We start from the raw sequence: 22,617 nt of genomic DNA, 5'->3' as shown, positions 1-22,617 counted from the left end.
ACAGATATCGGGATCAGCCTAACAGGCTCCAATTGGCCGGCTACTGCCAGTGGTGCGGTCTGTCAGCTGGCATTCGGGTATATGTTGGCTTTCAGTTTCGCCGAAAGGCCATTCCGTACCCGATGGGGACTGTGGCACCGTGTATCCAAGGTCTGCATACGATAGTGGAGCGGAGGGGGCCAGCAGAGAAATGACTACGTGACCGACCCTCCAATGGCCTACGAACCCTATGATCTCCACGATTTAAGAAAACATGGAGGCTGAATTTATTCGTGCCGCTATCGTCGAATTAAACGGGTGATGTGTGAAAGCCCGCAGTGAGCGATTCAGAAGGAGAGTAATTCATACGGGCAGCTACTGCTCAGTGAGCCGCAGTTGTTCAGTTATTAATCAGGCCCGTAAATACCCTCCTGGTATTTACGGGCCGCCGCCCAGGCCGGTACACGCCCGGCCTGGGCTCACGCGGCTTGTCGCCGCGCCGGAGCATCCCTGCCCCGGATTAACCCGGCCTATATTTATAGGCCGGGTTAATAATGCTCGGTCTCGGTACATGGTAGTCCCTTTAGAAACTCATGGAGTTCCTTATGAAAAACCTACTCACCGCAACTTCACTATCCATTCTTGCTGTACTGTCGAGTCAGGTTGAAGCGCGAACTATCGTTTCAGCCGACACTCGCTGCTTTCAAATCGGCGATGTCATACCCGGTGGTTGGGATAGAACGCTGAAAATCAAAATGCAACAGGCGCTCAGTGATAAACCCGGTCAAATTGTCCATGTCGATGCGCTGGAGCTGGGGTTCAAGGCCACCAACCCCCCGATTCAGTATGCCAACCAATTGACGGGCTCGGCCACGATTGCCCCGCCCAACGATCAGCTACCTGGCGGCGACCAACTTCAGATCAGCTTGGTGGGGACCAGCTATGGCAACAGGGAGGATATCAGCAAAAATGGCGTGTTCAGTTTTGATTATGCGCTCAGGCTTGACCCCAAAACCCTTGCTGGGCCAATAACCGGTTATCAGATATTCACCCCCTTCAGTAACGGGCAAATTGATGCGCCTATCTCTCAGGCTCCGCTGGATACGCAACTGCAACCCATATCGTGCGAGGGCCGATAGCTGAATTCGGTATGCTGGTCTTGCATTGACGGCCGCCCGACGAGCAACCCTCAAAATCGATAACGATTACGCATGGGCCGCTCGCACTCGGGGGAAGGGGCGAGATTCACAAGGGCAAGAAAGCGGAATCGAGCAGGGTGGCCACGGCAGCCGGTTTTCGGCCTGAGCGGCCATTCGACCTAACGAATGTCTGCCGTTCTCGAATGGCTGCTTGAGTCAGATCCGATAGATCTTCGACAGGATTTTCATGGGGTTAAGGCTTAACGTGGAGGTAACCGGCGCGGAGCCGCATCGCGGCGGAGGGTCCGGTTGACCGACGTGTGTACGCCCGACATGGGCATGAACTGATGGGGTGAGAGTCCCCTGTAGGAGTACCTGTAATGCCCATTCTTTGGGCCAATGTAACTACTAGCCGACGGCAAGGGCAACTCCGCGAGGAGTGGTCTGAAGGAAGCCCGAGCGCAAAGGTGCGAGCCGACGAACAGAAACCGCATAGAAGGCTCAGTCTCCGGGTGAGTCAGCACATGATGACGAAACCCGCCGGGTACGGGAGATAGGGTAAATGCGGCGGTTGTGCGCTGAAAGCTCATGTTCTTATTCGGGGAGATCTGTCCGGCGAGCGGCTGGGATAGGTTATGGGAGTCGGACTGAGGTCCAGGGCGAAAGCCTTGGAATAGCCACCGGACCCTACGACCTGTCTTTGGCAGCGCGTTCTGCGGCAACGCAGGGTGTGACCGGGCAGAAGTCAGCAGAGGCCATACTAGCCGCATCGGCCTGGAAGACCGGACGGTGAAGGGCCGAACACAAGAAGACAAGGAGGAGCCGTGAGCGACTCGGTATCGACGATGAACCCGACCGGGGGAGCCGATGTCCGGCGTGGCGTCACGCAGCCAGCCTTGCACGACGATCTGATGGAGCGGGTGTTGGACCGTGCGAACCTGCGACGGGCCTGGAAGCGGGTGAAGGCCAATCGGGGTGCGCCCGGCATGGACGGGATGCGCATCGAGGACTTCGCCGAGTTTGCGCGCTCGCATTGGGCCGAGATTCGCCAGCAACTGGCCGATGGCAGTTATCAACCCCAAGCGGTACGACGGGTGTCGATCCCGAAGCCGGGAGGGGGCGAACGACTGCTGGGTATCCCGACCGTCATGGACCGGGTGATCCAGCAGGCCATCGCGCAAGTATTGACGCCGATCTTCGACCCCGGCTTTTCGGAGTCGAGTTTTGGTTTCCGACCGGGACGCTCCGCCCATGGAGCGTTGAGGCAGGCACAAGGTCATCTTCAGGCCGGCTACCGCATCGCCTGTGACCTGGACTTGGCGAAATTTTTCGACAACGTCCGGCACGATGTCTTGATGGCTCGTGTGGCCCGCAAGGTTGGCGACAAGCGGCTGTTGGCGCTGGTTGGCCGGTATTTGCGGGCGGGTGTTCTGGTCGGCGAGTCCATCCAGGTAACGGCGTTGGGGACGCCGCAAGGCGGACCGCTGTCGCCGTTGCTCGCCAACATCCTGTTGGATGACTTGGACAAGGAACTGGAAGGGCGTGGCCACCGGTTCGTCCGCTATGCGGACGACCTGCTGATCTTGGTCAAAAGTCAGCGGGCCGGCGAGCGGGTGAAGGATAGCGTCACGCGCTTCCTGACCGGCACGCTCAAACTGGTGGTCAACGAGCAGAAGAGCCGGGTGGTCAAAACCGACCAGGCCAAGTTTCTCGGATTCAATTTCCGGGGAACCAAGCTGCGTTGGGGCGACCGGGCATTCGAGGACTTCAAACACAACATCCGGACACTGACCGGGCGTAGCTGGGGTGTCTCGATGGCTCACCGGTTTTACAAGCTCGCCCAGTATATCCGCGGTTGGATGGGCTACTTCGGCATTTCGGACTACTACCGCCCGATCCCCGAACTCGACCACTGGCTTCGACGCCGGGTACGCATGTGCTACTGGAAACAGTGGCGCTACGTGCGTACCAAGGTCAAGAACCTGTTGGGTTTGGGGACGAGCAAGCGCCAGGCAATCCTGACGGCGATCAGCAGCAAGAGCTACTGGCATCTGTCGCGGACGCTGGCGACGCAGACCGGGATGACCAACCAATGGCTGAAGACCCAGGGGCTGATCACTATCCGTGATCTTTGGATGAAGGCCCATGGCTACACCTGACATCGTCGTGTGCTCCCTTTTCGTGAACCGCCCGGTGCGGACCCGCATGCCGTGGTGGTGTGGGGACTGGGGGTTAGAAACCCCTGGTTACCCGATTATGCGGGTTCATAGCTTTCGCGCCTCCTCCCACAAACGTTCCTTCCCCACCTTCTGATACCAACCCTCAAACTCGGCCCGATGTTGCTGCCAGGGTTCCGAAAGCGGCCGGCGTGGATCTTTGCTGAGGGAGTACGCCATGCCTTCGATGAACCATTCCGGGCCAAGCCATAGTGTGAGAGCACCAAGCTGCTCTGCCTGAAGGTGGTGGACCATCTCATGGCGCACGTAATATGGTGTCCAACCTCTCGGACTGATGACTATTCCAAAGTTCCCGACGGTGCTTGCGGAAGCCTTTATGAACCCAAAAGACCGGAAGCAATCCTCCGTAGAACAGAATACAACGCGTGGATTGTGTTGAAATGGACCAACAGCCGAGGCGACGAAACGTAGAGCTCCCTCGTACAATTCGGATGCTTCCCGATACCGCAATGCATTATCGATACAGATCCTGGAGCTGACACAAGAGATATCGCCCGCCCATTCGGGCGCCAAGACCCGTATCGGCTTGAACATCGCCCATGCGATAGCAGGACTTGCTAGCAAACAGACGATCAGCGATGGTTTCAAGATCTGTCGCGGCACTCTATTTTTTCTCCTCGATAATTGCCCTCAGTGCGGCATTGAGTTCAGTTCCGGCCCACTCAGCGGGCCTGAGATTGAAAGGCCCTCCGGTAGATCGTTTAACGCGCATATCCGCAAGTACAGATCCCGATTGTACAGAGAGAGTCCTGATGCGAAAGTCCGCTTCGCTCGAACCAGCCCACAAGAACGGAAGTGAGTACGTAACAAATATCCGCGGGGTCAACTCTTCGATGCGCACCAAAATGACGGTATCAACGCCTTCCTCGGAAAACTTCGACAACAACTCCGACTCCGGCCTGCCGGACCAGTCTGAAACCTGCCTGATGCCGCCAGGAGCTGCAATACTTCCACAGGGAATTTCCCGGAACGCCCGCTCAATCTCTTCCAATGCCATTTGTTCACGTTTCTCAGGCTCCTTTTGATCATTCCGCCATGCCATTTCCGGCAAAATGGCAACGTGCCCGAGCGAGACTCCCCGTTTACCGCAAACTGCTTTGTCCCCGCCTGCGTGATAGGTTTGCATGGTCGTGCTGGCGCAACCAGAACTCATGAGCCCGACGAAAAAGCTGAACAGAATGCCGTTACGTTTCATGTTGCCTCTTGTGAACTGCGATGCATAACGCCGCTCATAACCGGCAGCAAAAAGTGGCGCGACGAAGGAGCGGCGCTTTTTACCGTCCGAGTTGATGGGATTGTCGTGCGTCGTCTTTTGGCTTTGGGTTATCGATTTTGACGCCAAAATTCGCAACCCTCCGGGCGTTAAATTCGCTCCCTTTGGCAATTCGTTGCAGGGCTTCTGTGGCTTTGCCTGCAATTTGTTTATTCCGCTCCGATGCATTAGCAAGTAGCCCGGATGGAGCGCAGTGGAATCCGGGAGACTCGATGCACCACTCGTCCCGGATTCCGTAAAGCTCCATCCGGGCTACGCTGGCCTTCATCCTCGGCATCTAAATATATCAATGATTCGTCCGCAGCACCTGCGTTAGTCTGTCACTACAGCAAGCCCGATTCTTACATCAAATTCGCAATGGCGAAGCCGCTTCCTGAATGTCCTGTTCTTTAGGGGAGCAATCTGAGAGGTGTAGCATGCGAACACATCGATTGCCATCACTCCGGCCCATCGCTTGTTTTCTCATGAGCCTGGCGGGCCACGTCGCGGATGCGTCAGCATCGCCATCCGATCCTCTAACGTCGTCTAGCGTTGTCGAACAGGGTCAAGGCCAGCCGGCCTCTGGTGAAGTCCAGGAGGGCGGGATTGCCCCAATGCAGAGTCTCACTGCCTTATTGCCGTGGCCGGGGGAATTCGCGCTGCGGACTTACAAAGGCTTTTATGTGACCGCGCTCGATGGGGGAGGAAGAATAGCCGAACCTGTCCTCCTGACGACCGCGACGACAGCCGGGCCCTGGGAAAAGTTCACGTTTGCCGTGACTTACCCCGACACGCCTCATGACAAGAGCATTCAGACGTCCCGCGGCTATTATTTGACTGCGCTGAACGGAGGGGGCTTGACGGGTGGCGCTTTTCATACCGACGCGACGCAAGCCCTAGACTGGGAGCGGTTTCGGCTGCTCGACCTGAGCGTCGGCAACTTCGCGCCGAGTTATTATGCGATCAATACGATAAAGGGGTTTTATGTCACGGCAGTCGGAGCCGGCGGCAAATCCGCAGATGCCTTTCATACCGATGCGACGCAGATCCAAAATTGGGAAAAATTTCGGATCGTCAAGTGCGGCGACGTGGGATCGGGATTCGAGTATGGCATTCTGACCGCGGACGGCACATTTCTGTCCGCCGAGTTGCCGGGAGGCCGGTCATCGCAAGGGGACATAATAATAGTCGGACGGGCAGAACCGGAGTCGAGATTTAAATTCATCCGACAAAGCGACGGTTCCCATGCTCTGCAGACTTCCAATGGCGTGACCTTCGTTACCGCCCTCGGTGGTGGGGGACTCGTGCAAAAATATATCGACTGCGACCCGGGCTTTCCAGGCGCATGCATCAGTACCACATCGACCATCTTCCACACCGATGCGACACAAGTCCTAGCCTGGGAGAAATTCCGGATCATCGATCAGGGCAACTGCACCTATGCGCTTCAAACCTCGAGCGGGTTCAATGTGGGAATCTACCGAGACTCAGCTGGACACACCTTGCTCACCACCCGCCGCGACGGCGTATCGACATCGAACGAATTGTTCCAGCTAATAGTGTACGGCTTGGCTTCACCAGTGGTCCTGCAATGAGAGGGCTACACGCCCGCATAAGTACTATTACCCCGGCCTATAAACAAACATGAGCCGGGTTAATTCGGGGTGGGGATGCCCCACTCGGCGGCAAGCCGCGTCAGTCAAGGCCGGCCGTGTACCGGCCTTGGCCTCGGCCCGAAGTGCCAGGAAGGGATCGACGGGCCTGATTCACAATTAACAACATCTATCGGCAGATGGCCGCGCCCAAGATTTTCCGCGACAGCAGACAGCCGCTTCCCCCGTATCCGGAGTCGAGCGCCGTTCAGCGAGGCGGGCGCGAGCAGGCCGGCGTCGATGTTGCCGATGCCAAGCCCCATTAAGGGTGGGAATCCTTTCCCAATCGCAAACGGCGTCTTCGGGAAGGGGCTGGCCGGCGCTCCCGGCCAGGCCGTTTGCGATTGGAAGGGTCATCCCAGCGCTCCTGGGATGACCGTTTGCGATTGGAGCGCCGAAGCCTCCCTTCCCGACGCCATGTCCCGACCGCGCGTTTTCGTCGGCAAAGGATTGCCGATCTACAAATGGCTGAAGCAATTCACTCGAACCGAAGGCGCTAACGATGTTCGCCAAGCCTTTTTTGTAAAGCCCAGAATTCAAGCTGCCAAGTCGACGACCGGCGCCCTGGGTCGGTCCAGTGCCCGCGCGAGGAAGGCGGCGATTCGCTGCCAGTGGACCCGAAGGGTCACGTCGTCGTAGTTTTCCGGACGGCCGTGGAGGTCGAGGACGATCGCATCGCCGCGGGCCATGAAGCCCGCCGCCAGGTCTTCCACCGGCCCGGCCGCGAGAGTCCGGGTGTTTGCGCGGCAAGGGCCGAACCGGCTCGGCGGCTCGAAGGGCGTCGTTGGTTCCGCAAACCCGCGCGCAACGGCCAGCGGCGTAGCGCAGCGCCTGCTCGTGATCCTCGCGCGAGAAATCGGCGAGTGCGTCGCCGATCAGAAAAGGCTGGATGTCGAGCATGAAGGCTTCCGCCGCGGTCATCAGGCAGCCGATGTGGGCGTACACTCCGCAGATCAGCAACTGGTCGCGGCCCGTTCCGCGCAGCCGCGCTTCCAGGTCGGAGCGCTTGAACGCGCTGTAGCGCCATTTGGTCGGCACGGTGTCGCCGGGCTGGGGCGCGACCGCGTCCACAACGCGCGTCGATTCGGGCCGGTCGGGAATGCCGTCGCCCCAGAAATCGTTCAGCAAGGCACGGTCCTCGGGCGCCTGCCCGCCGGGCTGCGCGGTGTAGAACACCGGAATGCCGGCCTTTCGGGCCGCAGCGATCAGGCGGGCGCAGCGGTCCAGAAGCTCCTGAATGGGCGGCTGTGCGGGATCGTAGAAATCCAGGAAATACCCACATCGGATTTGTCGAACGAAACCCTGGATATGCACGGGCCATCGAATCATTGAAGGAAGAACTGGAAGCCGTCGACTGATACAACCAGCGGGTCGATGCCTGCAAGGACCCCACCTTTTCCAAGGAGCTCCGCGATTACTTGTTCACGGATAAGCCTTTGGCGCACGAATAACGGCCATCGAGCGATTTCTCGATGGCAATCGGGTCGGGGTCGCGGGACATCGCCCGTTACCCTCGACCGAATCGCCGGACGACGTGGTGTTCGGACAGGGCCAGCTCCGTTGCCGGTATTTGGCGCGGACGATCAAAACTTCAGAATGGCGTTTGCAAAGACCGTGTTGTATTCGTAGTCGGCAAACACCCGGCTGGAGCTACGGTGTCCTTTCTCATAGACGATATTCAGCTGGCCGTGATCGGCAAAGTCGTAGGAAACCGATAATCGGCCGGTTAGGATCGTGTCTTCGTCAGTCTTCGCATCGATGCGTAATTTCGGGTCGCCGGCGTACTGCCACTCTTCCCAGCTAAATTTCGCTTGCAAGTCGATCTTTGGCGTTACCGACCACGTGGGGCTGACGCTCACGCCTTTAGTGACGACATAGCTGGCCGCGATATCCGAGGTTCTGTTCAACAAATCTCCCCAACCCGACAAGGTAATCACGGTTTTTCCTGTCGGTGTCCATTGATAATTGAGCCGCCATGCCTCGCCTTGATAATCCCGTTGTGAAAATTGCTTATGATTGCGGATGCGATAGCCGATGCGCCCCTCTACCAGCGATTTTCCGGTAATCTGCCATTTGTAGAGTGCACTGAATTCATGTTCCTGGTAGCGGTTATCGATCAGCGCGGACAAAACCCGCTCCCGATTCGGCAGGCTGGCATCCGTGTGTGTGTACTGAATGCCGATCGTATTCTGGTCGGGAGATTTATAGTGCAGCCCGATGATGCCGGTATCGCTGGTCAGATCCAGAAACCTACGCTGGGGCGCCTCATGCTCGCTGTTCAGCCACCGGTATTGTCCGTTCAATCTCCATCGTGGATTGAACTTGTAATTGACATCGACCAAGGCCGTATTGTCCGTGATGAGATCCCTTCCGAAAAACCCCGTGTTGGTAAAACCTCCCAAATACTGCCTGTAGCCATAGCCGAGTATTCCGCCGAAGGAAGTTCCCGCTTGCCATTTCCATGTCCCTTTTGCCAGGGACGATACATGGTTAAGCTCATCGTGGTTGGCGTAACGATTGTCGTCGACCTTTCCCTCGAGCTGAAACTCCTGCCGGCTCACCGGAATATAGGTTCTGAGCCCCGCGGAAAGCCGGTTGATCAAGTCCCAGCGTTCCGATTCGTTTATCGGTGCGTTCGGATTGGTCTTGCTCGGGCGACGGAAAAGATTGTCATCGTAGGTCAGCGTCTCCGATAAATAAGGCTGAAAAGTGTCAGTAGGATCGGCGACGCCGAAAGAGGCTTCCGTCCACACCAAAAACGCGAGGGAAATAATAGTTTCCGCTTTGGGCTTATACATGAACCGCTGATGCTTGCGTCTTGAACGTAGCGCTTTCAAATGCTTGCGCAAACCTTTTGTATCAGCCTATGCGGCGAGACTTTCCGTACCGCCGAATTCCGATAGCGACTAGCCCGATCGTGTTATGGCTATACACAACGGCACGCCTTTAGCGAAAGAGGACCGGCAAAATGTCATCGATCCGCTTTGCACGAAAATAAGACCGCGCCGCCGCGCGGCTCTCCGAATCTGCGATACGGCCTGCGGCCGCAGAGCTCAGGCCGTCGAGGATCGCGGACGCGAATCCGGATTCATCTTTGCTGACTCGGAAGCAATTCTTGACCTCATCCGGAAGTCCAGCCAAGCCCTGAGGCGTACTGATCAATTCGGCGGGGGAAAAAAGCATTTCGACGGACTTGATATTGACTCCGCTACCCGCAAAGACAGGGTTGATCAAGATCTGCGCGTCGCGCAATATCGAGACGGCGTCTGGCGGATTTTCGATCAGTGTGACTTCGGGGCGCGCAGCGAGCGCCGCTCGTATCTGATCCGAAGGCTGGCTGCCGGCGATGAACAGGCGCAGGCCGGGCCGTGCATCGAGAAGCCGCGGCGCCACCTTCTCCAGAAACCAAACCAAGCCCTGGACGTTATTGGGCATGAACAGGTTTCCGAGATAGCCGACGTCGAATCGGGGGGGACCTTCCCGCGGCGCACTGAGGCGTCCCGCAAAAGATTCGTCCACCAGCGGCGGCAGCCAATATCCGGACGTAAACCCGAGCTTCTCCCAATATCTAAGGTCATCGACGGAGATATCGAAGAACGCGGAACTCTCCCTGAGAATTCCGTGCTCGTAACGGCGCAGGTTGAACAGGCTGAGTGTCCACTGAAACCGTTCTCGCGCCGTTCGGGCGATTCTGGCCTGATGTAGTGTGTACCGATGTTCGATGTTGTGAGAGCGGTAGAACAACGGCAGTTTCAGCTCGTGCGCCAGACCGCGCGCCACCTCGCCACCATAGACGGCGTCCAGCCAGATTGCCTGGCTGTCGAATGCGCGCTGCGCCTCCAGCAGGGAACGAAACTCGGCGGGCCTCAAGCTACGGGAGGCCACTCGCCAAGGCAGCCGCCACAGGTGGACAGTTCGCTTGATGCGCGAACGCCAGGTTCGTTCAAACGGAAAGACGTACAGATCCTCCACGACCTCCCGCACCTTGTCGAGATGTTCCGGTCGCAGCGCGCCGGCGGCTCCGCCGCCCCAGCAGACGAGTTGGACGCGGACGCCCGCCGATTTCATGGCGCAGAGCCGGCGCCACACGTCGACCAGACCACCATGTCCGGGAGGGAAAGGCAGCTCGTTACAGATCATCGTGATGCGCATCGGTTGGTCCTTATCTTGCTCTGCGCGCTTTGTGTACGGATGCCTGTGGCGAAGCTAGCGGGCGGAATACCAGGTAGAACTGCGTCTCCGTTGCCATGGCTTCGAGGTAGATGCCCCGGCGGGTGTACGGCGCGGCGGAATCGGGGACGGTGCCCACAAACACCCGCTGCAGCTCGGCGCCGGCGATCGCCAGGGCAAACCGGCGGCCGGCGCAGTCGAGCGTGCCGCTCCAAGTGCCCGCCGCCGCATAGGCGGTCCAGTCCTTCCAGTGGCGGAAGGCCGTCGCATTCGGCAGCGATGCCCCTTCCGCGACAGACGGCCGGTCGGCGGTCACGGCACAGGGTGTGTTCAGGACCACACCGATCGCGTGCGGCGTGTCCGAGCCGGTGGTCACCCGCACCTGATCGATAAAGTCGCCGGCGCCGATGGCGAGCCGCCGGGTTGCGGTTACGCCCGGACGATAGCTCGGATGGGACACCGCCGCGAACGAGCCGTCCGGCGCGACCTCATCGAGCTGTCCCTCGGACGGCCAGGGATTTTGCCCGTCGCCGTCGACCAGCGGCACGTTGTGCGCCGGTGCCCGGCTGAAATAGCCCTTGTGCAGCGGCGAGCCGTAGCCGACCGTGCCGGCGTCTTTGAGAAGCCAGGTGTCGCCGTATTGCAGTTCATAAGTGAGGGCTTCCTGCTGGGCATGAAACCGGGCTTTCTGGCCATAGCGCAACAGGGCATGCCAGCCGTTCTTCACGAGCTGAACCGCATCGAGACCCGGCACCGGTCCCGACGCCAGCTCGGGCAGTAGGGGCATCGAATCGACCGGCTTGGGCGGATCGAGCAGGGTGTCCCAGCTCAGCTGGCCCTTCGCTTCGTCCAGCCCGAGCCAGGTCGGCAACACCCGGCGGGAGGCCGCCCACAACTTGCGGTTCGGCGCCTTGCGATTAGGCGGCGAATCGTTGAGGGTCGGGGCGTCTTCATTGGCAAAGCGCACGGTCACCGGAGAAATCATCAGGTTCTGCGCGATCCAGAGTTCCCGGGCGAACTCGGCCAGCCGCCCGCGCAACGAGGCGCCGACCAGCAGCTCCACCAAGGCCTGAACCGTATACTCCTGATAGGACAGGGAGTGCTCGTACCAGAACCAGTCCGGCGACACACCGGTCGCCAGGAGCGACGGAAGACCTAAGGCCGAATGCTTGCCGAAGCCGATCAACTCGGGTTGTTCGAACTCGAGTCCGATCAGCGTCACGGCCGCGGCATGCCAGACGGCGATGTTGTGGACCTCGCGCGACGACGCCATCACATTGGCCGCCAACGGCAGGAACAGCCCCTCGCGCCAGTGGTCGGCGCGGGCCGCCGGGACATGGGGTTTCAGCAGCCGGACCGCTTCGATCAACACCAGGGCGCGGGTCGCTTCGTCCAGACTCTGATTCATCAGCTGGGCTCGGCCGTTCCAGGTCTGCAACGGGAAGCCGCGGTAGGCGTCGGCGTAGAAATCGAGCTGCGAAGCCGCCCAATCCAAGTAGCGCGTATCGCCGGTCAGGCGGAACAGTCGGGCGGCGTCCAGCACGCGGTCGATGTTGTAGATCCGATTATGGGCGATCCAGGCGGCGCGCAGCTTTTCGTGGCCGGGCTGGTCGGGCGGTATCGGCTGATCGGGGGTCCAGTGGAGAAAGGCGCCCGTCTTTAAATTCACGTAATTGTGCAGCCAGCCCGCGGCCCATTCCGGGTGATCGCGGGGTGTGGCCATCCACTTCGTGACCCGACTGGTTCGCTCCTGCAACCAAGCCGTCCAGCGCGGGTCCTGTGCCACGCGCTGGCGGGCCGCGTCCCAGTACTCACGGGCGGCACGGGCCGGTGCATAGTCGTCTTCACCCGCTTTCAAGGCGGTAAAGGCGGCTTTGATGGTGTCGTTGCCGGGCAGGACTGGGGCCTTGGACGCCGGTTCAGTTTTGCCGGCGGCTATAGGTTCGAGGACTGCTCCTGCCAGCATCAACGCCACCCCGCTCCATAATCGCAGATCTCTCATCGTTGTCCCCTTATCGTCATGGATTAGAAAACACGGCATCGGATGACGCGTTGGGAGCTACTTCCTTCACCAGGAAGGGCTCGATATTGAGCAAGGCACGTTGTTCAACCCCGGGCCAAGAATCCGCAACCCGGGAGGCGAGGGCTTCGCGAGATGAAATCAGTTCGTCGATCAGCGGTGCCAGGCGGGAGGGATCAAGAATCGACTCGGGCGACACCGCCAGATGTCCGGGAAGTTCGAAATGTCGAAAGAGTCCTTCGAATTTGCCTTGATAAGTGACGGCGACGATGGGCACACCCTGGCCGAGCGCCGCGACCGCCAAATGCATCCGTCCGGTAAAAACGGCGTCCGTTAGGCCGGCGATCGCCTTTAGCTCCTTTGCGGAGAAATGATTCTTCCAGTAGCGAATTCGCTCGCCCAACTCGTCCTGAAGACCTTCGAAAATCGGTCCGAGCATGGCTTCATCGCCTAGCGGGCCACCACGAAAATCGTGCGAGATGAACAGATAACTCACATCATTCCGCGCCGCGACGTCGCGCAGTGCTGCTACCGAGGCACTGATCATCGCCGAGCGTCGGGATTGATCGCCTTCCTTGATCAGCATCGGGTGGAGATTGAAACCCACCACGGTACGGCCCTTCGCCCGCTGCGAATCGGCCCAAAGACGAACGACCTCCACTCGGTCGCTGAACGAGGGCCGTAACAGAAAGGCCGCATCGGCGACTAGCCTCGAATTAGCCTGGGAGACTCCTTTAAAGCGTTCGAGAGAAACCTCGTCCCGGACGGAAACGACGAAACGCTGATCGAGGGAGCCAAGGCAGCGCCGCAAACGCGAGGACGGTTTCTCGTTGAACGAAAATCCCAGAGTCGCGCTTCGTTTTCCGAGCCGCGCAGCCATATCGCCGACCACCCACAGGCGCAGAGCGGTCAGCGGAGTGTAGTATCCGTCCATCACATCGCCACCGACGATCACCAGTCCTTCATAGCGGGACATGGTCTGGATCAGCCGGCGCAGCGACCACTTGGGATTTGCCCAGACCGGTTCGAGGCGTACGCCGAGATCTGCCAGTGTCTCGGGAACTTGGTCATGGTAAGTCAGCAGCCCGAATTGGCAGACGGGATTGAATGCGCGGATCCGCTCAACGAACGCCGTGATCATGGCCTCGTCACCCTTGGAGCCGGCAACCGTATCCGGATCGCAGGGAGCGATCAGAATCGAGTTACAGGCTTCGAGCAGATCCGGATAGGACGGATTGACCAATTGCCCCTTTTCGCGCCGCCATTCCCGATACAGCATCGGCACCCGCAAGAACTCTCTCAGGCGGCCTCGAACCCCCTTCGCTCGAACGTTCTTGATCTCAATCGGCTTTTGGGGCTTATCGGAACCTTGTTCAGTCATCCACGCCTCATTGATTTGATGGTTTGTATTGATTCGATCAGATGGCGGCGGCCGAGAAGCGCAATTCCCATGGCGTAGACCGTTATTCCGGCGGCAAGCTTCACGGCGAGGTCCGACAGCTGATTCAGGCCGAAATCGGAGAGTGCGGGGCCGATCGCTCCGACGGCGAAAAACATCATCGCCGCCGAAAGGGCGAATGGAATAACGCACCGCAGGATTCTGCGAACGGATACGCCCAGGTACCTTCTTCCGAGATAAAAGCTCACGGGCGTCGCGACGAGTTGCGCCAGCACGTAAATCTTGACGGTTATGTCCAGGCCTTGCCCTTTGGTCGCCACCAGGGCGGCGCCGGTAGCCGCCGCCTTGACGATGGCGATCGCTAGCGCGGTAGCGGACCGGCCGATGGCGTTCAGTCCTGATGCGTTGTAGTACTGGAGCGTCTGAACGGCCCCGAGGAGGGCGAGCGGAGCCAGAATGTCCGCGGTGTCGGCCCATTTGGCGCCGAATACCGTCATGCAAAGCTCCGAGGCGACCGCGGAGACGAGCACGAAGCACGGCATCGCCAGGGCGGCGGTCGCGGTCATGGCGCGGTAATAGGCCTGGGCCAGTCGTTCTCGCTCCCCGGCGATCCGCGAGAAGCCCGAATGGGCCACGTCCATGACCACCGAACTGAGGAGCTGCATCATGATGGTGTAGATGCGGGAACCGACGGCATAAAACCCGAGCGTGGCGGCGCCGAGCCACGCGCCTATGGCGAGCTCGATGGCGCGGGTATTGGCGAAATCCAGCAGGCGCATGCCGAGGACATTGCTTCCGTAGCGGAGGAGTTGACCGAACCCGACGAAACTGAACTTCAGTCCGGGCTTCCAGACCGGCTTGAGCCAGAGCAATATCAGATTGACCGAGGTACTGGTCAGAAACTGTCCGACCAGACTCCACACGCCGAAGCCGGCGAGCGCCAGCCCGACACCCACCGCGCCGCTAACGACGGTCGCGGCCACGGTTCTGAGGGCCAGCCAGCGGTACTGGAAATTTCGCCGGAACAGGGCCTGCTGGCAGAACCCGAGTGAACTGATCAGTATTCCGAGGCACGACACTCGCAAAATTTCGGTCAGGCGCTCGATGCCCATTACCGAGGCGATGAGCGGTGCCCCCAGCCAGGTCGCCGTAACCAAAAGAGCTGCCACGATAAAATTGGCCACGAAAACCGTATTCAACTCTCGCGGCCCTATCGTGGGACGTTGCACGACCGCGTCGGCTAGGCCCTGTTCCGCAATGATCTCGATAAAGGCGAGCACCGCGATGGCGGCGGCGAATACGCCGAATTCATCCGGCGACAGAATTCGAGCAAGCAGGAAAAATACGGCGATGGTCGCCAGTCGTCCGCCCCAGTTACGGACGGCCGACCAGATCAATCCGGACAGAACCTTATTGCCCAGCGAAGGCGTGGTGCTGCTCATGCTTTACGCCTACCGGTCCAAAGCGGTGTCCAAGCGCGCAAAAAAAGCGTCTATCGAAAAGCGCTCCACGTACCGACGGGCGTTTTTGCGAAGATGCTCGCGCAGTGCCTGATCGCCACCCCATTGCAGAACGGCCGCCGCGAAATCGACAGGGTCGTCGCAAATTTCGAGGGGGCTGTCGTCGGTCGGGGGAAAACCTGCGGCTCCCACGCTGGTCGTAATGCAGGGCAGACCGAACGCGAAATAATCCAGCATCTTGATCTTCATGCCGCTCCCGGCGCGCACCGGATTGATGGCGAAAAGCGCGGTTGCGGCGAGTTCCGAGAGGTCTTGAACGCGGCCGTGCAGAACCACGCCCGGAATGCCGGGCTTGAAGGCGAGACACGCCTCGCCCGCCACGTCCAGGATGAAATCGTTCCGCACCTCGCGCACTCGCGGCCAGACGTTCTCCAAAAACCAGCGGAGTCCGTCCACGTTGTGCGGCGCATGGCTGCCGAGATACAGAATGCGGGACTCCGGGGCGCCCCGAGGCTTTATCGGCCTCGCGTCAACCGGCGCCGGAAGAGCGACGATCTTCGCTATCGGCATCAGATTGCCGAGGTCGAGGGCGTCTTCGTCGCTGATCGCGAGCAGCACGTCAAAGCCTCCGAGCATGGCCTGCTCCTGTTCCGGGGTCACCGGGGGAACGGCGGTTATGCCGCGAGCCTGCAGGGACTGGCAGCGCTTGTAAAAGACGTCGTGGGCGATCAACAGCGTGCGGGTGCGGTTCGGCAACCAGTTCACGATCCGCGCCCGGAAAATGGTATCGACGAAGACATAGTGGGGAGCTAGTCGGGCGAACAGCGGCGCCAATCGGCGCAGATCCGGTTCGCTCAGGCAGCGGCCGATAAAGACGGCTTTGCTCTGCGATGCGCCGCGCCAGTTCGCCAGCCGTCGGGCCCATGCGCCGCCCACGCTATCGAGCAGCCAGCGGTAAACGGACCGAATCAGGGCCCGTGGGTGTGTGACAAGGCGCCACTCCCCCAGCCGAACCGTTCCGGGCACGTGAATCTGGAGTCTTGTGCAACCCAATCGGCGCCGGGGGCGGAATATCGGCGCCGGCAGGCGCGGTCCGCTGATTACCAGATGCGCCTCGAACTCCCGTGACTCCAGGTATTTCACGAAAGCGTGGTTGTAGGTGGAATACCCGTTCAGGCCCGGAACCGGCAAATCCTCGCACAGAAAAACCGCGACCGGACGCAGACGTTCGGTTTTAGGCGCGCTCATTTCAATTCCCACTGCAGCAGAAGCTTGCGTTGGACCGGCAGGAAATTGTCGTCGGACACCGCCGTGACGACGGTGATTCCGTTTTCGTCGCGATGGGCGGCGATACCTTCCATGTTGTCGATCTCGTGAAATAGCCGATTGGCTTCCAGAACGGGGGAGCCGTCCGAAACGGCTCCGGGCCGTATGTCGGTCGCCGGGATGCGGCGAAGACGCATCTTGAAACCGCCGAGCAGCGATAGCCGCCGCTCGAGCAAGAGCAAATCACCTTCCGGGAGAAAGACGGCGTCGCTGATGTCGTAGCCGTCGGTCAAGCGGACCTTGAGTTCCAGCGCCGTCCCTTCCTTCAGAATCCAGGCCGGAGCCATGTCGCGACCGGTTCGGTCCCGCTCGGCAATGGCGAGGAGCGCACCGCCGAAATCATGTCCGGCGGGAATCGCGACCAGAGCTTCCAAGCCGCGACCTTTCGGCAGTGCCACAATGTCCGGAGGAACCGGCAGGAGCCGACCGTGGCGCCGGAGCAAGTCGGATGTCGGCTGGAAAACGGCTATCCCGTTGCGGTGCCCTTCGAATCCCAGGTAAGCGGCCTCGGCGGTCAGCTCGAGAGACTCGATGTCGCCCTTGCCGTTTTCTCGGAGTGGTTTTCCTTCGGGCCCAAGAACCGACGCCATCACCACATCGGCGACGCCGCTCGGACGGCCCCGGTCGTACAAGAGACGGCCTTGTACCCAATAGCCGGCATCGGTGACTGCCGCAAACCCATGGCCGCGGTCCGTCATCCGCAGGCCGGAAATTCCGCCGAAATGCGGGGCGCCGGATTCGAGCACCAAGCCGCCCCGAAAGACCAGCGGCGACGCTGCGGTTTCCGCGATCTCGATTTTTGAAAACTCGGCGATCGGGTGCGCCTCGACCGGGATAGGCGTAAGACCCGGCAAGGCTACCGTGGGTTTAAATCTCAGAAAGCCGGCCCAGGCGATCGCGGCGGCCAACACTGAGGCCGCCGCGGCCGTTACCCACCATCGCCACCGCCGTGCGACGCCGTATCCGGTTCGTGGAGAAGCTTGCGTCGGACGGCGCGTATCGCGAAGCCGGTCGCCGCTGGGCACGATTTCCGTTACAGCCGCTTCGAACCGTTTTCTCATGGGCTTCGTCACGAACGCGCCGGTTGGCTGCATCGGGCCGCCTGGGCGAGTCTCAGCGCCCGTGAAAAAGCGGGCCAGGCCAGTTCGCGGCGAAGCAGCAGATAGATGCCCACCAACACTTTTCGCACCGCCTGCAAGGCGACCGCCCGGCTCGAGGCCGCGCTTCGAGACAGCGCGTACAGGCTGCCGGCATAGTAATGTCCGATCAACCAACAATGAGGGTCGCGGTGCCCGACCAGAGAGGCGTCGAACCAGACGGCTTTTTCCCCGGCGGCGACATAGGCGCGCAGGGCGTAATCGAGGTCTTCTCCGCCGTTGATCGGCGCTCCGACCCCCAGGGACTCGTCGAAATACCCCGTTTGCGCGGCGCGAGAGGCGCGCATGAACAGCGTATTGGACGAGGCATTGGCAACGAACTTCCCGGTGCTCACCGGCCGCGCGGCGCGCAGCTCCAGCGGCAGGGCGGAGAGCGTCGAAGGCGTGGAGGAATACCGGCATATCGCGAGATCGAGCGAGGCGTCTCCCCCGAACAAGGCCAGCATGGCTTCCAGCGTGCCCTCCGGGTACCAGGCGTCGTCGTCGGGGAAAGCGACCATCAACGATCGCCCGAACATGCCGTCTTCGCGCGCCGAGCTCAGGAGGAGATTCCGCGCCTTGGAGAGCGAAACTCGATCGGGAATGGTCGTTACCCGGATATAGTCCGGCAGAGCGGGCAGCGGCTGGCCGGGAGCGTGCCGCTGCAGCAACAGGTATTGAACGACCCGAAGGCCGGACGTCGCTATGGCGCGCTCTACGCTCCGGACCATACGCTCCAGTTCGTCGTGACGTCCGCCCGCACTATCGTTGGTGGTGAAGAGCAGGGCGTCCACCTCCGCGTAGCGCCCTTGCTCGGTCGCGGGAACGGCGTTCATGAGCGCTCGCTCCGGAGAGTGCGCGCTTCGCTGGACGAAGCGCGCCGACCGGCGCGACGCATCAGCGCGCGATCATAGGCGGCCAGAAGGCTGGAGACCTGGTCGGGCCAGCGAAAGTGCGTGCCGGCCCGCTCCAAGGCGCGCTCGGCATGGTTCCGGCGCAAGGACTCGTCTTTCAGGAGCGCCGCCAGGGCGGATGCCAGCCCCTCGGGCGTATGGTCGGGCGCGTAACGGGCCGCATCCCCGAGGAGGCGCTTGGTCTCCGCTAGTTCGAAGGCGACGATAGGCATCCCCAAGGTAGCGTATTCGAACACCTTGCACATGCTGATTTTGTCGTTGTATGTGTCGTAAGGATCGGGAATGACGCCGATGTCGAAGCTGGATAGGGCGGCCAACAGCGCTTCCCCGGACAGGAAACCCGTGAATTGGCAGACGTCGGCTACGCCCAACGACTGGGCCAGTGCTTTCAGCGAGGCAAGCTCGGGGCCGGCGCCGACGAATCTGCAAGTGAATCGCGGCAGTCCGGATTCGTTGCGCAGCGCCGCAACGGCACGAATCAGGTTGTCCACCCCATCCTGAGCGCCCATGACCCCTACGTATCCGACCGTGATCGTGTCTTCCACGTCGGTTTTCGGCACCCGTTTGAACTTAGTAAGGTCCGGCACGCCGTACACGGTAAAAACATCGTCGGGATACTTGCCGCCCCGATTTATGGCCAGTTCCTTGAACGTTTCGTTGGCCGAGATGACCACGTCCGAAAACCGGAAGGTCAGTTTTTCGAAGAGTCGCAGCAGGGCGTGCATCGGGCCGCGTTTCTTGAACTTGGATTCGTAGAGCTCCGGACAGATGTCGTGATGATCGAAGATCAGCGGCCGGCCGAGCGCTTTATAGGGCAGGGCAACCAGGAACAAAAGATCGGGCGGATTGGCGATGTGGATGACGTCGAAACCGTGGCGTCGAAACACTTTGAAGGCCAAACGCGTTTCGTGGAACAGCGCCGCGCCGTATTCCAATAAGAAGCCCAATGCGCCGCTGGCTTCCAGGGGCAGGGGATGGCGGTAGACCCGGATGCCGTCGATCACGATTTCCCGTTCCGGGTGCCTTTCGGTGGCCGGGCAGATCACCGTAACCTCCCAACCGGCGTCGCGCAGTGCGGTCGCCTCCTGCCACGACCGCCGGTCCAGCGGCAGCGGAAGGTTTTCGACAATCATTAGACAACTTGGCATTTAAACCCCCGGTGAATGGTCATTTTTTCGCTCCTCTCGAATGCGATCTTCGTTTGCGGTCGTTAAGCGAAATCGTTTTCCGCCATCATGCGACCTTGCCTTGCGTCGGCCCCTTCCAGGCGACCGAAGGGACCTGCCACCACGATGTCGGTTTTGATGACGCGGGCCGGATTGCCTGCTACGACCGTCCGGGGCGGCACGTCGCGCGTGACCACCGAGCCCGCTCCCACGATGCTTTCGTCCCCGATCGTGATCCCAGGCAGAATGATGCTTCTCGCTCCCACGAAACACCGGCGTCCGATCCGGGTGTGAGTATGAAAGCCGCGGGTCAGGTCGTGCGCGAGAATGGCGACGTCGAAAGCGATGTAGGACTCCTCGCCCACGTGGATCCCCTTGGGATTGGTCAGATCGAATTTGGTCGACAGCGAAAACTGGCTGGATGGATGGATATCCATGCGAAAGACCTTCACTAGCCAAAGGCGCTTGAATTTGACCAGGTACAATCGGACCCATCTGAGTTTGCCGAGATTCATCTTTGACGTTTCTCCTGGATACTTGCTTTTTTGAGGTGAAACTTTGGCGATGTCCTGGGTCAGACCCTGTGCGGCGGGTCGAGGGCGGGCTCGGCCGTCCGAAACGGTTGAGGACTGTACGATTCGGGAGATGGCGGAACCGGTTCGCGGCGGTCGCAGGAACCGAAGAAGGCAACCACCAGCGCCATGAAGATTTGAGGCACGCTGAATGTGTTGTCGGTTGACGAATAAACGAAGAAAGCCGCAGCGACCATCAGAAAAGCCCACTTTTTCGTCACAAGAGGGTCGCGCAGCAGGTTCACCAGCATGGCTATGAAGGCGCAGCCCATGAGCAATGAGCCGACATAGCCGACCTCCACGGTGAACCGAAGATATTCGTTGTGCGCGGCGACCGTGTGCGTCGTGGTGGACGTTCTAGCGGACAGGATATCCATCTGGTGTCCCAAGCCGACGCCGAAATAGGGAAAGCGGTGTACGTAGGCTTTCAGTTCGTTCCAAATGATGTCGCGGCCGCTCATCGCCTCGGACGACACGCGGGTCATCAGTTGGTCTCCCATGAGGTAGAAAAGTCCGGCTACCACGACGCAGCCGTAAAGAACCATCAAGATTCTGAACACCGCGGACCGGCTTTCCATGAACAGCATCGCGCCGGTAACGCCGAGCGCGAGCGCCGACGGCATACGGGAAGCCGTGAGCATGGTGATTCCGGCATTGACGAGGGCAAGCAGGAGATAACGCGAACGCTGCTGCAGGGCGAGGTAACTGGCCGCCACGGCGCCGGTAACGCCGGCTCCCCCGAGAAATGCCGGTCCCATGTTGCCGGCGAGCCGACGGGTGCCGAGATAATCCGTCATCCATAGATAACTGATGCCCACTGCCTCGTAAATCGTTCCGAGCAACACCGAGACCGGCGGAATGAGGGCTGCGATCAGCAATATGAACTCCCGGTCTCGCTGTTCCGGAAAAGCCGTAAAAAAAAGCAGAAAAGCGATGAGACTCACCAGGCTTCGCGCGTATCGGTTCCAGGAAAAGGCGTCGAACTCGCTGAGAAGACCGCAGACGAAGCTGACGAGGATGATGAAGCCCATCAACACGAGGTTGGCCGGAATGCGCTTGCGGGTGAGCGTGAAAACCAGTCCCGCCAGGATTAAAAACAGTTTCTCGACGGGATTGGCGTTGGCCAGGCCGAGCAAATGTCCCATATTGAGGACCAACACCAGTTGCGCGAGAAGAAACATGCGTCTAAACGCCATGTTCGGCTCCCCTCCCGTCCGGCGTTCGGCGCAATCGATCTTCAAAACTCATTGAGTACCGCGCCCACGATCCGGCAGCCGACGGCGGTCAGCATTTGCCGGAGAAAATCGGTTTCGGAGAAGGGGGTTACATGCTTTCTCACGATCAGCAGGGACGCGCCGGCGCGCGCGGCGACCGTTTGGGCGTCGCTGCTGGCGATTCCGCCGGGCGTATCCAGAAGAACGATGTCGTATGCCGCCGAGAAGTCCCTCAGAAGCGCATCGAATGCGCCGCGGCTGAGCAATTCCAATGGATTGGGCGGAAGTGTGCCGGCCGGAAGCACCGATAGATCGGCGAATTCATCGATGCGGCGGATGCATTCGCCGCCGCCGCGACCCACCAGCAGATCGGACAAGCCCATGCCGTTGCGGCCCAAAGCGAAAATGTCGTGCTGGCTCGGGTTGCGCAGATCGGCATCTACGAGCAGCGTTCGCTGTCCCAGTTGCGAAAATACGACGGCAAGGTTCGACACGGCATAACTGCGCCCCTCTCCGCGACGAGGACTGGTTACGGCCAGGGTTTTGCTCCCATCGCCGTGCCAGCGCAGCATCAGCTGACTGCGTATGGCGCGGAACACCTCCATCTGGTGGCTGAACGGCTGATACGCGGCAATCAGTCGAGTGCTGAAATTTCCCTGTCCCGGCTTCAAATAGCGGTAATCGAACTGTTCCGAAATCGCTCGGTTGATGTCTTCTTCGGAAATCAATCCAAGCCGCAGTGCGGCCTCGCCGAAACGCAGCCCGGTTTCTCTCTGGAGATGCAGCACCCGTTCCGCATCGAGCGGCGAGAGCCTGCCCGATTCCCGCAGGATTTGTCCGATCCGGCGTTCGGCGCCGATGGGTTCCGGGTTAATCTTGAGCGCCGGGGTTTGTGTCATAAAAAGATCTCGTTGGGCAATGAGAGATGGGCGTTTCGTCCCTGCCATCGGGGCGACGGCTGGAAGATTTGCGTGCGGCCTT

Annotated in this window: 17 protein-coding genes and 1 pseudogene; 3 read left to right on the top strand and 15 right to left on the bottom strand. The window is 60.2% G+C overall.

Annotated elements, in window-relative coordinates; all coding sequences use genetic code 11:
* Window positions 1–584 precede the first annotated feature (584 nt).
* Window positions 585–1,118: a hypothetical protein gene (locus tag ACR2R1_RS08465; protein WP_077728911.1), complete on the top strand. Its 534-nt coding sequence runs from the start codon at window positions 585–587 to the stop codon at window positions 1,116–1,118.
* Between the two features lie 824 nt (window positions 1,119–1,942).
* Window positions 1,943–3,277 (top strand): group II intron reverse transcriptase/maturase, encoded by a 1,335-nt coding sequence (gene ltrA, locus ACR2R1_RS08460; protein ID WP_205780748.1) that lies wholly within the window; start codon window positions 1,943–1,945, stop codon window positions 3,275–3,277.
* 682 nt (window positions 3,278–3,959) lie between these two features.
* Here the strand turns inward: ltrA and ACR2R1_RS08455 are convergent.
* Entirely contained in the window at window positions 3,960–4,772 is an 813-nt protein-coding gene (locus ACR2R1_RS08455) for a hypothetical protein (protein ID WP_434113573.1), read from the bottom strand.
* Window positions 4,773–5,221: 449 nt separating this feature from the next.
* Here ACR2R1_RS08455 and ACR2R1_RS08450 point away from each other — a divergent pair, with 449 nt between their 5' ends.
* Window positions 5,222–6,202 (top strand): fascin domain-containing protein, encoded by a 981-nt coding sequence (locus ACR2R1_RS08450; protein ID WP_347259209.1) that lies wholly within the window; start codon window positions 5,222–5,224, stop codon window positions 6,200–6,202.
* A gap of 593 nt (window positions 6,203–6,795) precedes the next feature.
* Here the strand turns inward: ACR2R1_RS08450 and ACR2R1_RS08445 are convergent.
* From ACR2R1_RS08445 to epsG, 14 genes and pseudogenes are all read right to left on the bottom strand, one after another.
* Entirely contained in the window at window positions 6,796–6,972 is a 177-nt protein-coding gene (locus ACR2R1_RS08445; protein WP_434114315.1) for a hypothetical protein, read from the bottom strand.
* 127 nt (window positions 6,973–7,099) lie between these two features.
* Window positions 7,100–7,588: pseudogene (locus tag ACR2R1_RS08440) on the bottom strand (isochorismatase family protein); the annotation flags it as partial.
* Window positions 7,589–7,842: 254 nt separating this feature from the next.
* Entirely contained in the window at window positions 7,843–9,057 is a 1,215-nt protein-coding gene (epsL, locus tag ACR2R1_RS08435) for an XrtB/PEP-CTERM-associated polysaccharide biosynthesis outer membrane protein EpsL (RefSeq protein ID WP_347259015.1), read from the bottom strand.
* Between the two features lie 148 nt (window positions 9,058–9,205).
* Window positions 9,206–10,411 carry a glycosyltransferase gene (locus ACR2R1_RS08430; protein ID WP_077728916.1) on the bottom strand — a complete coding sequence of 402 codons (1,206 nt, stop codon included), beginning with the start codon at window positions 10,409–10,411 and terminating at the stop codon, window positions 9,206–9,208.
* 10 nt (window positions 10,412–10,421) lie between these two features.
* Window positions 10,422–12,431: a heparinase II/III domain-containing protein gene (locus tag ACR2R1_RS08425; RefSeq protein ID WP_434113567.1), complete on the bottom strand. Its 2,010-nt coding sequence runs from the start codon at window positions 12,429–12,431 to the stop codon at window positions 10,422–10,424.
* A gap of 16 nt (window positions 12,432–12,447) precedes the next feature.
* Window positions 12,448–13,830: a polysaccharide pyruvyl transferase family protein gene (locus ACR2R1_RS08420; protein WP_434113564.1), complete on the bottom strand. Its 1,383-nt coding sequence runs from the start codon at window positions 13,828–13,830 to the stop codon at window positions 12,448–12,450.
* Window positions 13,827–15,290 (bottom strand): lipopolysaccharide biosynthesis protein, encoded by a 1,464-nt coding sequence (locus ACR2R1_RS08415; protein ID WP_434113561.1) that lies wholly within the window; start codon window positions 15,288–15,290, stop codon window positions 13,827–13,829. The genes ACR2R1_RS08420 and ACR2R1_RS08415 overlap by 4 nt, the downstream gene beginning before the upstream one ends.
* Before the next feature lie 9 nt (window positions 15,291–15,299).
* The gene (locus tag ACR2R1_RS08410; protein ID WP_434113558.1) at window positions 15,300–16,556 is read right to left on the bottom strand and encodes a glycosyltransferase; all 1,257 of its coding nucleotides are present in this window, start codon (window positions 16,554–16,556) and stop codon (window positions 15,300–15,302) included.
* Window positions 16,553–17,695: an esterase-like activity of phytase family protein gene (locus tag ACR2R1_RS08405; RefSeq protein WP_168175422.1), complete on the bottom strand. Its 1,143-nt coding sequence runs from the start codon at window positions 17,693–17,695 to the stop codon at window positions 16,553–16,555. Before ACR2R1_RS08405 ends, ACR2R1_RS08410 begins: the two co-directional genes overlap by 4 nt.
* A gap of 8 nt (window positions 17,696–17,703) precedes the next feature.
* Window positions 17,704–18,606, bottom strand: coding sequence for a glycosyltransferase family 2 protein (locus tag ACR2R1_RS08400; protein ID WP_434113554.1), 903 nt, complete (start codon window positions 18,604–18,606; stop codon window positions 17,704–17,706).
* Entirely contained in the window at window positions 18,603–19,817 is a 1,215-nt protein-coding gene (locus ACR2R1_RS08395; protein ID WP_434113551.1) for a glycosyltransferase family 4 protein, read from the bottom strand. The genes ACR2R1_RS08400 and ACR2R1_RS08395 overlap by 4 nt, the downstream gene beginning before the upstream one ends.
* Window positions 19,818–19,894: 77 nt before the next feature.
* The gene (locus ACR2R1_RS08390; RefSeq protein WP_156879756.1) at window positions 19,895–20,365 is read right to left on the bottom strand and encodes a DapH/DapD/GlmU-related protein; all 471 of its coding nucleotides are present in this window, start codon (window positions 20,363–20,365) and stop codon (window positions 19,895–19,897) included.
* A 59-nt stretch (window positions 20,366–20,424) separates the two neighbouring features.
* The gene (locus ACR2R1_RS08385; protein WP_139841059.1) at window positions 20,425–21,618 is read right to left on the bottom strand and encodes an O-antigen ligase family protein; all 1,194 of its coding nucleotides are present in this window, start codon (window positions 21,616–21,618) and stop codon (window positions 20,425–20,427) included.
* Window positions 21,619–21,659: 41 nt separating this feature from the next.
* On the bottom strand, window positions 21,660–22,535 hold the full coding sequence (epsG, locus tag ACR2R1_RS08380; RefSeq protein ID WP_086134096.1) for a chain length determinant protein tyrosine kinase EpsG: 876 nt from the start codon (window positions 22,533–22,535) through the stop codon (window positions 21,660–21,662).
* Between the last annotated feature and the right edge of the window lie 82 nt (window positions 22,536–22,617).

It is taken from the genome of Methylocaldum sp. GT1TLB (assembly GCF_051027445.1).
Classification (GTDB): domain Bacteria; phylum Pseudomonadota; class Gammaproteobacteria; order Methylococcales; family Methylococcaceae; genus Methylocaldum.
This window is presented reverse-complemented; position numbering and strand designations above follow the sequence as displayed.

Bases quoted from the DNA above. Each gene is read 5' to 3' on its own strand.
- ACR2R1_RS08405 (WP_168175422.1), bottom strand. From the start codon at position 17,695: ATGAGAAAACGGTTCGAAGCGGCTGTAACGGAAATCGTGCCCAGCGGC.
- ACR2R1_RS08450 (WP_347259209.1), top strand. From the start codon at position 5,222: ATGCAGAGTCTCACTGCCTTATTGCCGTGGCCGGGGGAATTCGCGCTG.
- ACR2R1_RS08410 (WP_434113558.1), bottom strand. From the start codon at position 16,556: ATGAGCGCGCCTAAAACCGAACGTCTGCGTCCGGTCGCGGTTTTTCTG.
- ACR2R1_RS08415 (WP_434113561.1), bottom strand. From the start codon at position 15,290: ATGAGCAGCACCACGCCTTCGCTGGGCAATAAGGTTCTGTCCGGATTG.
- ACR2R1_RS08390 (WP_156879756.1), bottom strand. From the start codon at position 20,365: ATGAATCTCGGCAAACTCAGATGGGTCCGATTGTACCTGGTCAAATTC.
- ACR2R1_RS08395 (WP_434113551.1), bottom strand. From the start codon at position 19,817: ATGATTGTCGAAAACCTTCCGCTGCCGCTGGACCGGCGGTCGTGGCAG.
- ACR2R1_RS08430 (WP_077728916.1), bottom strand. From the start codon at position 10,411: ATGCGCATCACGATGATCTGTAACGAGCTGCCTTTCCCTCCCGGACAT.
- ACR2R1_RS08420 (WP_434113564.1), bottom strand. From the start codon at position 13,830: ATGACTGAACAAGGTTCCGATAAGCCCCAAAAGCCGATTGAGATCAAG.
- ACR2R1_RS08385 (WP_139841059.1), bottom strand. From the start codon at position 21,618: ATGGCGTTTAGACGCATGTTTCTTCTCGCGCAACTGGTGTTGGTCCTC.
- epsL (WP_347259015.1), bottom strand. From the start codon at position 9,057: ATGTATAAGCCCAAAGCGGAAACTATTATTTCCCTCGCGTTTTTGGTG.
- ACR2R1_RS08425 (WP_434113567.1), bottom strand. From the start codon at position 12,431: ATGAGAGATCTGCGATTATGGAGCGGGGTGGCGTTGATGCTGGCAGGA.
- ACR2R1_RS08465 (WP_077728911.1), top strand. From the start codon at position 585: ATGAAAAACCTACTCACCGCAACTTCACTATCCATTCTTGCTGTACTG.
- ACR2R1_RS08400 (WP_434113554.1), bottom strand. From the start codon at position 18,606: ATGAACGCCGTTCCCGCGACCGAGCAAGGGCGCTACGCGGAGGTGGAC.
- epsG (WP_086134096.1), bottom strand. From the start codon at position 22,535: ATGACACAAACCCCGGCGCTCAAGATTAACCCGGAACCCATCGGCGCC.